We start from the raw sequence: 12350 nt of genomic DNA on the forward strand, positions 1-12350 counted from the left end.
CTAGCAACCAATTGGCATTTTGATATAATAAAAAAAGTCGAGGTTAATTATGACAATTAAAGAGTATGTTCTTAAACGCAAAAGTGAATTAAAAGCAGAGATTAGCCATTTTTCGACACCGATAAAAATGGTGATTGTACAGGTTAATGACGATCCGGCCTCCGATACGTATATTCGCGGTAAAATGCGCGATAGCCAAGAAGTGGGAATTCAAGCGGAACTGATTAAACTTCCGGTTACCACGACCCAAACGGAATTAAGTGCACTTATTCAACGACTTAATCAAGACTCGTCGGTTCACGGATTTATTATTCAGATGCCATTACCAAAGGGTATTGATGAAGAGTACATTAAAACTCTCGTTGATCCCGCCAAGGATATCGATGGATTTCATCCATTAAGTAAATTTTCTCCCTGCACTCCTTTGGGGATAATTAATTACTTAAAGGAAGAAAACATTGTTTTAGATGGCCGCAATGCCGTAGTTATCGGTCGCTCCAATATTGTTGGCAAGCCGATGGCGCGCTTGTTGATGAAAGAGAATATGAATGTTACGGTTCTTCACTCTCACACGCAGAAAGATGATCTTCGGTTTTATGTTAAACATGCCGATTTAATCGTCATTGCCATCGGTCATAAGTACTTTCTTAACCACAGTTTTTCATATAAACCGGATGCGGTTTTGGTTGATGTTGGAATTAACCGCCTTGATGGCGTTACTTATGGTGATATTGAACCCGAGCAAAATGTTCGTCTTCAGACTCCTGTTCCAGGAGGAGTTGGACTTTTGACTCGTCTTACCTTATTATGCAATCTTACGGAGGCTTATAAAAATGCATTTTTCCATCACTAATACAAGTGTTTACGGGCTTGAAAGAGCAGTCAAAGCAAGCGGAAATCCGATGCGAACCGTCATTGAAACCGGGGATTGCGAAGAAAAAGATTTTTTGCGAGCGGAGCGTTTAGGACGAACACAAGGCGGGGAAGGCCACGATAATTTTCTTAAGGGAATATTGGTTCAAATGGATGTTACCGCCCCTCTATTCTGGTGGAAAGAAGCGCAACGCTACCATTGGTTTGATTTTATTTCCAGCCAGTCGACGATGCATTGCTTATTGAAGTTTGATATTGCCACGCGCGTGGTAGATGATACTGATGCCCGTATTTTGGAAGTGATTCGCGATTTGCTTACTGCCTACCAAGCTATTCCAGAAGATGATAGCGACTCGCGGAAGAAGGCATGGAGAAAAATTGTTGCCAGTCTTCCTTCCGGATTTTGTCTTACGGCGACGATGACGACTAATTATCAGCAACTAAAAACGATGTATCGCCAACGGAAAAATCACAAACTGAGCGAATGGCACGATTTTTGTGATTGGTGTGATAGTTTACCGCATTTCATCGATTTTACGCAAAAAGCGAACACTTAGTTCGCTTTTTTTAACCTCTAGTTTACTTTGCGGTTTTTTTGATTATTAAAAAAGAATTCTTTGCTAGGATAAAAGTGAAGGAGGAACTTTTTATGAAAAGAATTTTTGCGATTACTGGCGCAGGAGGTCACTTAGGCCATTATCTCGTCCAATACTTATTAGATCAAAATCAAACTGTTCGCGCCTTACTTTTTAATAATGAAGAACCGACTTTTTCCGGCGCGAATGTATTCTATGGGGATATTACCGATATCTCAACGTTGCGTTCGTTTTTGAAAATTAACCCGGATGAGGAACTTATCGTTATTCATGCCGCTGGCATCGTTTCGATTAATGCCCGGGTTGATAAACGGCTTTATGAGGTCAATGTCAAAGGAACGAAAAATATGCTTTCCGCGGCTAAGGAAGCGGGAGCAAAACGTTTTGTATATATCAGCAGTGTCCACGCGATCAAAGAGAAAAAACATAACGAAGTTGTTAGCGAACTTGATGCCAAAGAATTTACTGTGAGCGCTGTGCGTGGAGGCTATGCTAAGACTAAAGCCGAAGCGACAAAACTTGTTTTGGCGGCCAACGACGATGTTTTCGCCACCTATGTTATTGCTCCATCGGGAATTCTTGGACCGGGAAACTCCTATAGTGCAGATTTCTTAGGTAACTTAGTCACTATGTTTGTTCGGGGAAAATTTAAGGTAGCGGTAAAAGGCGGATATGACTTTGTCGATGTGCGTGACGTGGCCCAGGCGACAATTAATCTGGCCTTACTTTCGCATCCTTCGCGCCATTTTTACTTGGCGAGTGGCAATTATTATTCGGTTAAAACAATTCTCGATACTCTAAGTGTTATTACGAAGAAAAAACGGGTAAGAATATTTCTATCCCCCCGCTTTATAAAACTTTTCGCTTGGATTATTGAAGCGCATTATCGTCGGCGGAAGCAGACACCATTATTTACTGCTTACTCAATGGATACACTTTTAGCTAATGCCCAATTTGATAACCAGTTGGCGGTTAAGGAGTTAAAACTGGCAGTTCGTCCATTGGATGCGACATTAAACGATATGGTAAAGTATATTGAAATTAGTGATTTTACCGCCTCAAAAAAGGAAATCATCGGTATTAAAAAGAATAAAAGCGCCTAATTTTATAAAGGGATAGCTTTTTACTAAAAGCGTTTACATTTTGAAAAACGCCGTTTTTCCTTGTTTTTTGACTAGAAATGTTTTTTCATATAAGCGAAAAGAGGAAAAATATGAAAATAGCTCAATTAAAGAATTATGCCAAACTCATTGTTCGCAAAGGCGCAAATGTCCAACGCGGACAAGATGTTATTATTCAAGCTCGTCTTGATCAACCGGAATTTGTAAAGATGGTTGTTATCGAGGCTTATAAAGCTGGAGCCCGGCATGTCGAAGTCCGCTGGTCTTATCACTCCCTTGAGAAAGTTAATGTTAAATATCAAACTATCCGTACCCTTGGCGAAGTAACCGATTGGGAGAAGGCGCGCTTTGAGCATTATGTTAAAACCAATCCCGTGCGCATTTATTTGGAAAGTGATGATCCGGATGGTTCAAAGGGCATTAACCAAGTAAAAATGGCTAAGGCTACACAACTCTATTTTCCGATTATTAAAGGTTATCGCGAGCAGATGGATAACCATTATCAATGGGTTATCGCCGGTGTTCCAAGTGAAAAATGGGCAAAGAAGGTTTTTCCGGATTTACCTCGAGTTCAGGCGGAAGAGAAACTTTGGGAGTCAATACTCTATGTTTCCCGGGCTACAGGTGATCCTTTAAAAGCATGGGATGAGCATAATCGGAATTTGTCGGCACGATCTACTTACCTAAATAATCTTCACCTGGCTTTTCTGGAATATAAAGCTGGAAACGGAACGGATTTTAAAGTGGGTCTTTTACCTAATGCCAAATTTATCGCCGGTGGGGAAAAGACACTGGAAGGGGTTTTCTTCAATCCCAACATTCCAACCGAGGAATGCTTTACTACACCCCGCAAAGGGGATGTGGAGGGCATTGTGTATTCTTCTCGTCCGTTATCCTATCGGGGAGAAGTCATTGAAGACTTCTTTGTGAAATTTGTTAAAGGAAAAGTGGTGGAAGTCGGTGCCAAAAAGAATGAAGCGCTTTTGAAACAAATGGTGAAAATGGATGAAGGGGCCTCGATGCTTGGCGAAGTTGCTCTTGTCCCTTATGATTCACCGATTCGCAATTCGGGTATTACTTTTTGGTCGACTTTATATGATGAAAATGCCGCTTGTCATTTAGCGCTTGGACACGGATTTGAAAATTGTATTGAGGGCTATGAAAGAATGAGTAAAGCGGATTTGAAAAAAATCGTGAATGATTCAATGATACACGTCGACTTTATGATCGGCACAAAGGACTTGTCAATTGTTGGAATTGATCATAATGGCAAACGAATTCAGATATTTAAGGATGGAAATTGGGCTTTTTAACTAGCATTAAAACTTAAAAGGAATAGGCTGGGTTTTAAAATAAACCCAGTTTTTTCTTGAAAATAAAAGCCAAACTGATTATTAAAATCTAAATAGTTAGACAAGGAACTATTCAGTGTTTTATTGGTGCTATAAATAGTGTATATTAAACCTTGTTATGAATATTATTACCCTATTGCTTTATGCCGTAATTCTTTCCATCGACGCAACTACTGTATCCATTACAAATGGAATGTGCCATGTTGGGGTAGAGAAAAAACGGCTTTTTTTCTCTTCAGTTTTATTTGGAGTTTTTCAGGGAGCAATGCCATTAATTGGGTACTGGATATATTATTTTCTTCAGGAAGAGGCCACATGGGTGGCTTCCACTGGAACCTATGTTGCCTTTATTCTATTGTCACTTCTCGGATTAAAAATGATTATCGATGGTATCAAAGCAATCAAGGAAAAGGAAATATTAGATTGTCCAGTTTCTTTAACTAATTTATCCTATAAAAAAATTTGGATTCAGGCTGTGGCTACGAGTATTGACGCTCTCGCGGTTGGATTATCCATCTGCGTGGCTAATTTTGATGGAATTAGTCAAGATACCAACATTTTTATCGCCGCGTCCGTTATTGCGTTGGTAACCTTTATCATGAGCCTCATCGGATCCTTTGCCGGACTTAAAATGGGAGTTTTTATGAAGCGCTATGCTCCTTTGATTGGTGGCCTTGTTCTCGTCTTACTCGGAGCGCGAATTTTAACCGGCTTATAGTCTTTCCGCCTTTTTTTGCTATAATAAAGCAAAAGGTGAATAAATATGAAACCACTCAAAAGAATACTGAAGATATTAGGAATTATCTTAGGAGTCTTTATTTTAGTTATCGGCGGTTATGTTGCTTACGTCTTTATCGATTATTCGCGGTTAGGTGACATTGAACTGGAAGTGGACAACGGAACTAGCCAGACAATCAGCCAATCCGACGTTGGCAGCAAAGAATTTGTTATTTCCTCATACAATATCGGATTTGGAGCTTATAATCGACCTTACTCCTTTTTTATGGACGAAGGATACTATAAGGATGAATACCAAAGTGAGCATAACTCGACTCATGTGGTTGGTACCCATTCCCAGGCTTTGAGTAAGGATGATGCCTTAGCTAACACCACGGGGGCCTTTGCAACCATTGCTGACCTCCAAGATAATTTAGGGACAACTCTCAAAACAGATTTTTCCTTGTATCAAGAGGTTGATTTGGATTCAGACCGTTCCTATCATATTAACCAGGTAGAAATGGGACGTGAGGTCCATAGTGAATACGATATGACTTATGCGGTCAACTATCACTCAGCCTACCTTGCCTATCCTTTTAATGAGCCAATCGGCAAATCTACATCTTCAATCGTAACTTTTTCCAATTACAATATTGATAAGGCCGAGCGAAAAGAGTTTACGGTTGCTAAAGGCTTTAGTAAAGTATTTGATCTTGATCGGTGCTTTTCGGTCAGTGAAATAGCTATCTCAGGTTCAACAAAGAAACTATACATCTTCAATGTTCATATGTCAGCCTATGACGCAAGTGGGCTTATTCGTGCTGCACAACTGGCTCAACTCAAAGAGGAGATTGCTTTACGAATGGATTATGATGGCGAACATAATTACGTGATAGTCGGTGGGGACTTCAACCATGATTTGGTTGTGGATAATCCGCGTTATACACCTTTGGCCAACATTAACTGGTGGGACAATTATGAAATTGATGGCACGAAGGCTAGTTGGTACAATTATTTTCATCTAGATGAGAGCAAGGTTGGAACCGATGTAATCAATGTCCACAGTGGCCAAGAAGAGCCCTATCAACTTGATTTTGGAACGGAAGATCATCTCAATGTTTATACGGGAACTAATCTACCTACCTGCCGGGATGCGGCGCTTCCTTTACAGGATGAAAATGATAATGGAATGGTCGATAATTTTCTTATTAGTATCGACGGCTTTCTAGTTAGCGACAATATCAGCGTTAATGAGGTTAAAACAATCGGCAGCGGTCCTAACGGCTCACAAGTAGAAGACTTAGAGCCTACTGATCCCCGTTATGGCTTGGGATTTGTTTATAGCGATCATAATCCGGTTTATATGAAGTTTATCTTAAATTAATTCAATAGCGGTGATATCATCGATTGCGATAACGAAGGACTTATCAAAAAGAATTTTTTTATAGGCAAAGTCAATCCGTTTAACAATCATCTCTTCAGTATAATAGTGGCCATCCCTATAAAAAGTGATGACCACTTTTTGTTTCGGTTTGAGGCCAATCAAAGCGCGATTGATCGATTCTTGTTCATCATCGCCGAGACTTTTTTTCTCTATTTTAGAACGTTCATATAGCATATGCTTAACAAAACTTACCTGTTCATTTAATGAAGCAAACGGCATGTACTGTTTCATTCCTCGATTCATCGGGCATGGCCTCCAATTTCCTCATTGCGCCGCCGCGCAGTTGAATTTTTTAAAAGTGATGATGAACGCAGGATGGCATTACTTCCAAAGCGAGCTTTAATTTGATCTAAAGCCCGATCAAATATGCGTTCATCCTCTTTTTTTTCATCATCAAAAAGCCCTAATTGGCAACAGGCATTACTGACCAAGTTAAAGTAGGCAATTGAAAGTCCGCGAATTTTCTTTTTCTTATCAAATCCTAAAGTAAGATTCTGCACGATAGCATCCAATTCATAGGTAATATCGGTTGGGAGCAATAGTCGCGTTCCGTTTTGATAGTTTCCCTCGGCTAAAGAGTAAGTTAGGCTTATGCTTACTGCTTGCGCCAAATCACCCCGCCGTCTCAATCTTCGCGCTAAATCATCATTCATTTCCATTAAAAGGCGCCTGGCATCATGGAGGGAATAATCTTTTTCTAGGGTCTGACCAACACTGATAGAGGTGGAAAGGGGGGAGTATTTTTCTCGGATGTCGGTGTCATCAATTCCATTAGCCCGTTCCCAAAAAGTTTCACCGACAACTCCGAGATAAAACTTTAATGTTGTTTTGGGATAATGGGCAATATCGCCCATTGTTAAAAGGCCGAGATTATTAAGCTTCTTTTCATATCCTCTGGATATGCCCCAAACTTTGCTTAGCGGGGTCAAAGGCCAAAGTTTGGCTTCAATATCTTTTTGATCCCACTGGGCAATATTATCCGGGTTATGTTTAGCCTCGATATCCATGCTCACTTTGGCTAAAAACATATTTGGTCCAAGTCCCGCGGTAGCAATTAGACCGAGGCGGTCTTCGATTTCATGTAAAATTTTTTTAATTAGTTCTTTGGCCGAAAGGCGGTATAGTTTTAAGTAAGGCCCAACATTGATAAAACACTCGTCAACAGAATAAATATGCAAATCATCTTCTCCGACATATTCAAGAAGCAAACGATTGAATTCGGCACTTACCTCCAGATAACGGGCCATACGCGGCCGGGCATAAATAATCGGAATATCCTTAGGAAGGTCTTTTCTTCGAAGACGGGAAGGGACACCCATACGGCGAAGATAGGGTGAGGTGGCAAGAATAATCGTGCCTTCCCCCCGGCGTGTGTCGCAGACAACAAGCGGGGTCATGAACATATTAAGGTGACGGTCGTTGCATTCAACAGCGGCATAAAAGCTTTTAAGATCAATAGCCGCGTAGTAATTGCCCATGGAAGTACCCTCCTCTAATATCTATTATAGGGATAAAAAAACAAAATTTTAGTCTTGAGTTTTCTATTGACTTTTCGCACTTTAGATTGTGATTTTAAGTCGGTAAAAAATGCTATAATAAAATCAAAGAAAAAATATAATGGGGATGTTTATTTTCTTGTTTGGAGTAAAAAATATGGACACTACTGTTCTTATCCTGTCGATTATCTCATTGACTTTAGTGGTGATATCACTGATATTGCTTGTGGTTTTAGTTACCCGTAGCCATAAGGAAGAGATAGCAAAAGGCTATGACGATTCGACTCTGCGGGGGGAAATGATGGGGAAGTTTGGCGAAATCAGACAAAATATCGCTGATTTAAAAGGAAAAACGACAAAGGATATTCATGATGCGCTTAATGAAGAAATGATTAAAGTTCTTCAGCAAAATATAAAAAACAGCGAAGAAGGAAATGCTAAACTCGAGCGTTTCCAGCAAAACATTACCGAGTCGCTAGATAAAAAAATGGGCCTGCTTACGGAGCGGGTGGATTTAGCTCTCAAGGATATCAATAAACGGGTTGATGAGCGATTGGATGCCGGATTTAAAAGTACGACAGACAATGTTAGTAAGATGGTTGAAAGCCTCACAAAGATTGAAGAGGCGCGCAAAAAAGTTGAAGAATTATCAACGCAGGTAGTAACTCTATCAAGCATTTTAAGCAACAATCAAAAACGGGGGCAATTTGGAGAATTTACCCTTAATCGAATTTTGGAAAATGTCTTCGGTGAAACCCGCGATCTTTATAAAACCCAATATGAGTTAAAGATTCCTTCACGCGAAACCGTTCGCCCGGATGCAGTGATTTTTTTACCTGAACCGAATAAATTAGTTTGTATCGATTCCAAATTCCCTTTTTCTCAATATGAAAAAGTCTACGACGGAAGTGGAAGCAAAGAGGAGATTGCCAGTTTTAAACGCGATGTAAAAAATCAGATTCGGGATGTTGCCAGCAAATATATCGTCTTGGGATATACTTCGCGCGAAGCGTTGATGTTTATACCCAGCGATGGAATATATGCCTACATAAATGTTAACTTCCCGGATTTAGTTGATGAAGCACAAAGGCAAAATGTTGTTTTGACTTCGCCCTCGACTTTGCAGCCGATGCTGGCTTCCATTCACGGACTAATCATCGAGTATCGGCGAGCGGAAAAATTAGAAGAATTAAATCGAGCCTTAGTTTCTTTAGGACAAGAATTCTCGCGGTTTACGTTAAGATGGGATAAACTTACCCAAAGTATTAAGACGGTCAGTAAGTCGCAGGAAGAACTCGATAAAACAGTGACGAAAATATCTCATAAATTTAACAAAATTAACGCTGGAATTAGCGAAGACTCTGCCTTGGAAACAAGTGGCCAAAGCGAGACGATTGAAGAATAAAAAAGGGGTGCCGTACTTTTAAAAAAAGCAGGCACCTTTTATGAAAAGGGCTTGTGGGGGGATGCCCTATTTCATCAAAATCCGGTTGGGTTCAAATTGCCCAACGTGAATATATTAGGCTTGTTTATAGAAGTTGTAAATAGAATTATTAAATAAAATTATTTACTTTTTTAAGAATTGTTGGAAAATCTTTTGCATTTATGAAAAATGAATAAAATATCGGTCAAATCTACTAAATTATTACTTTCCTATATGATAGAATTATCACTATGAAAAAACTAAATCCCAAAACAAAATCAATGGTAAAAAAAGGAATTGTCATTCTTTCGGCAATGGCTTTTGCCATGCTTCTAGTAATACTTCTTGCTCGTCATTTCGGTTGGACTAGCATCGATAAAATTAGGGATACAATTCAATCGGCCGGCGCTTGGAGCTGGGGGGTTTTTATTCTTCTTCAGGTACTTTATAACGTGTTGTTATTTATTATTCCCGGGCAAACAATGACCTTCATTGCCATTTCAATTGTTCTATTTCCGCCGATAGAATCGTTTATATTGGTCACTTTAGGAATGATGATTTCAAGTATTATAAATTACTTTATTGGCTATACGCTTGGGGAGCGGATTGTCCGCAAAATTGCCGGTGATGAAGTGGTAGACAAGTATCAACCATTACTGGTGCGGAAAGCCAAAATATACTATCCGATATTTATGTTAATGCCAGCGATGCCCGATGACGAGATTGTTTTAATCGCTGGCTTATCCAAAATGCCCTTTTCCTATTTCTCATTAACGACACTTCTTACTCGCTCGGTGGGAATAGCCACCACTATTTTTATTGGTAATATTATTCCTTGGCATTCTTTAGGACTGCGCGGTTTGATCGTTGTTGGTATTGATTTGTTAATTGCAATGGGAATTATTATTATGTTCGCTAATATGCTAGAAAAAGTCTTGGAGGTAAGGGAAAACAAACTGCAAAAGTAGTGAGGTATCTGTTGCAAAAAGCCAACAAAAATAATATTATATAAAAGCCGTTTTGGGGCTGTAGCTCATCTGGGAGAGCGCATCGTTCGCAACGATGAGGTAGCGGGTTCGATCCCCGTCAGCTCCACCAAATGTTCGCCAGACGTACACTCGTTTGATACTCGTATCGAAAGGGCGATTTGCGTTAATGTTTGCTATTACTAAGCCGATGAAGCCTAGCATCAAGTAAGCCATTATAGAAAGAGAGTCTCCCAGGCTCTCTTTTTTCGTGAGCGGAAATCTCCACTCAACCCGCCACCATCGTCGGTGGCTTCTTCTTTCTCTAAAATTTGTTGTCACCGAACACATAAAACAGGGCCACAAATCAAAAAAGTTTCCATTAGTAGTGAGGAATCTTTTGCTTTTAAGGGTACGAATTCAAGGATAATGGTTCTATTTATAGTGAGGGGTGTGTGAGCGTTTCTATTTGGATTTTAATTTTTTGGATTTCCAACGGTAACTTTTGGTCTTTTTCCGGCCTTTTAAGTAGAGAGATGTTTAGCGTGAGAGTGAAGGAGGGCGTTTATCAAAATATTTATTATGATTAATATAAAATGGATAATGGGGCTAAAGCGTAATCAATATTTCCGCATCAATCTTTTCTATAACTAATAAATAATCAGCCGCTTCAGAATCCAGCCACTGAAAATCTTCAAAAGTAAAATTTAAATCTTGATAATATTCGACGAAGTAATAACTTGATACTCGCTGATAAAAGCCAATTCCTAGGGGTTTATATATACCGACATCAAGAATTTGATCAAATAAATCGTTTTTAATGTCCATAATAACTTTTAAATTTTGCTGAGCAGGGGTCTGAATATTAATTTCAAGATGATTATTGTCTTCAATATATAAATTAGAGAAGCTGCTGCTTAATATAATCATGACGGAAAGCGCATAATAGGGAAAAGCGAGCGACAAAAATGAGGCGGTTATTTTAACTATTTTGTGGGGAAAAAGAACGTATATTAAGGAAATAACCAGTCCCAATAGTGTTATCCAAAAAACAACAGGGCGTTTATAAGTTTGAAACCGAAGAATTAAAAGTAATAAGACAACAGTAGCCAGTAGTATCCAGGCAAACTTATATAGTTTTTTTAGTGGAAATCCCGCGATTGAAATGGTGATGATAAAAAATATAATCATCCATGATCCATTTGTTCCATAATAAAAAAGTGGCATTGCTGATAAGAAACTTAATAAAAAGAAAACAATTATTGAATCAATTTTAGCGGCATTAATCACATATAAAGCAGATACAAGCAAAGCGATAATTGACATAAGCGATATAAGAATCATATTTTCATATTGATATAAGGGAAGAAAAGACAATTTTATCTTATTGAACAAAATGGCCATTGAAAAGAGCAAGCAAAATACACCAATTAGAATAACTAGCACCAGTGAAAGCTTTTTTATTTTCGATAATTGATGACTCATATGTAACACCTATAAATTTATATTAGCAAAAATTACTTATAATAAAAAGACAAGGTCTCATAGTCTATGGCTTTATTAAACTTTCAACCCGGGAAAAAACATCGCCAATTTTCCCTTTTATTTTTAGTTTAATAGGCCTATTAATAAAAATATCATCTTTATTTATAACAACAATATTGTCACCAAAAAAGTAGTTTATAAGGCTTGATGCGGGATAGACATTAAGACTAGTTCCCGCAATAATTAAAAGGTCAGCGGACTGAAGAGCAATTAAAGCTCGGGTAATTATTACATCACTTAAGGGTTCTTCATATAGGACAACATCCGGCTTAATAACCCCTCCGCATTGATTACAAAAAGGAATGCCCTGGCTCGCGACAATGGTTGATAGAGGAAAACTTTTACCACATTTAACGCAGTGATTTCGATGAATAGAACCGTGAAGTTCAATTACCTTACGACTACCGGCTATTTGGTGAAGACCGTCTATGTTTTGCGTAATAATCGTAACATCTTTCTTTTCCGCTAAGTGGGCGAGGAATAAATGCGCAGAATTAGGAATAGCATTATCATTTATCATTAAATCCCGATAAAACGCAAAAAACGTTGCCGGATTACTCTCAAAATAGCTATGCGACAGCATAACTTCGTAGGGAACTCCATATTTGCTTTTCAAATTGTAGAGCCCGTTTTGACTTCGAAAGTCGGGAATTCCACTTTCGGTCGAAACTCCTGCGCCACCAAAAAAGACAATATGATGAGCACGATTAATTAGATCAGATAAACTTGCTATTAAGTCCATACTATAACAATAGTGGTTTATGAAGTAAATGTAAAAACCATTTGATTTTTACAGTTCAAAAGAAGTTTTGGGTGCA

General features: G+C 38.8%; 12 protein-coding genes and 1 tRNA gene. 9 read left to right on the forward strand and 4 right to left on the reverse strand.

What is annotated here, in order from left to right; genetic code table 11:
* Window positions 1-49 precede the first annotated feature (49 nt).
* The 6 genes from PKC96_02560 (at window position 50) to PKC96_02585 (ending at window position 6043) form a co-directional block, all read left to right on the forward strand.
* The gene (locus PKC96_02560) at window positions 50-853 is read left to right on the forward strand and encodes a bifunctional 5,10-methylenetetrahydrofolate dehydrogenase/5,10-methenyltetrahydrofolate cyclohydrolase (GenBank protein HMM00211.1); all 804 of its coding nucleotides are present in this window, start codon (window positions 50-52) and stop codon (window positions 851-853) included.
* Window positions 834-1430, forward strand: a complete 597-nt coding sequence (locus PKC96_02565) for a hypothetical protein (protein ID HMM00212.1) — start codon at window positions 834-836, stop codon at window positions 1428-1430. The genes PKC96_02560 and PKC96_02565 overlap by 20 nt, the downstream gene beginning before the upstream one ends.
* Before the next feature lie 92 nt (window positions 1431-1522).
* A complete protein-coding gene (locus PKC96_02570) occupies window positions 1523-2572 on the forward strand; it encodes an NAD-dependent epimerase/dehydratase family protein (GenBank protein ID HMM00213.1) in 1050 nt (349 codons plus the stop codon).
* 110 nt (window positions 2573-2682) lie between these two features.
* The gene (locus PKC96_02575; protein ID HMM00214.1) at window positions 2683-3903 is read left to right on the forward strand and encodes an aminopeptidase; all 1221 of its coding nucleotides are present in this window, start codon (window positions 2683-2685) and stop codon (window positions 3901-3903) included.
* 157 nt (window positions 3904-4060) lie between these two features.
* The gene (locus PKC96_02580; protein HMM00215.1) at window positions 4061-4660 is read left to right on the forward strand and encodes a manganese efflux pump; all 600 of its coding nucleotides are present in this window, start codon (window positions 4061-4063) and stop codon (window positions 4658-4660) included.
* A gap of 45 nt (window positions 4661-4705) precedes the next feature.
* On the forward strand, window positions 4706-6043 hold the full coding sequence (locus PKC96_02585) for a hypothetical protein (GenBank protein HMM00216.1): 1338 nt from the start codon (window positions 4706-4708) through the stop codon (window positions 6041-6043).
* Here the strand turns inward: PKC96_02585 and PKC96_02590 are convergent.
* Both PKC96_02590 and PKC96_02595 read right to left on the reverse strand, forming a co-directional pair.
* Window positions 6035-6346 carry a YolD-like family protein gene (locus PKC96_02590; protein ID HMM00217.1) on the reverse strand — a complete coding sequence of 104 codons (312 nt, stop codon included), beginning with the start codon at window positions 6344-6346 and terminating at the stop codon, window positions 6035-6037. The genes PKC96_02585 and PKC96_02590 overlap by 9 nt on opposite strands.
* Window positions 6343-7581, reverse strand: a complete 1239-nt coding sequence (locus PKC96_02595) for a damage repair protein (protein ID HMM00218.1) — start codon at window positions 7579-7581, stop codon at window positions 6343-6345. Before PKC96_02595 ends, PKC96_02590 begins: the two co-directional genes overlap by 4 nt.
* A 175-nt stretch (window positions 7582-7756) precedes the next feature.
* Between PKC96_02595 and rmuC the strand changes: the two genes are divergently transcribed.
* From rmuC to PKC96_02610, 3 genes are all read left to right on the forward strand, one after another.
* The gene (gene rmuC / locus PKC96_02600; protein ID HMM00219.1) at window positions 7757-9004 is read left to right on the forward strand and encodes a DNA recombination protein RmuC; all 1248 of its coding nucleotides are present in this window, start codon (window positions 7757-7759) and stop codon (window positions 9002-9004) included.
* 269 nt (window positions 9005-9273) lie between these two features.
* Complete coding sequence (locus PKC96_02605; GenBank protein ID HMM00220.1) at window positions 9274-9990, forward strand: VTT domain-containing protein; 717 nt, start codon at window positions 9274-9276, stop codon at window positions 9988-9990.
* A gap of 54 nt (window positions 9991-10044) precedes the next feature.
* Window positions 10045-10120, forward strand: a tRNA-Ala gene (locus PKC96_02610).
* A 476-nt stretch (window positions 10121-10596) separates the two neighbouring features.
* Here PKC96_02610 and PKC96_02615 read toward each other — a convergent pair.
* A complete protein-coding gene (locus tag PKC96_02615) occupies window positions 10597-11472 on the reverse strand; it encodes a hypothetical protein (protein ID HMM00221.1) in 876 nt (291 codons plus the stop codon).
* A 64-nt stretch (window positions 11473-11536) separates the two neighbouring features.
* Entirely contained in the window at window positions 11537-12274 is a 738-nt protein-coding gene (locus tag PKC96_02620) for an NAD-dependent protein deacylase (GenBank protein ID HMM00222.1), read from the reverse strand.
* Window positions 12275-12350: the final 76 nt, after the last annotated feature.

It is taken from the genome of Bacilli bacterium (assembly GCA_035326105.1).
Taxonomy (GTDB): Bacteria; Bacillota_I; Bacilli_A; order RFN20; family CAG-826; genus UBA7706.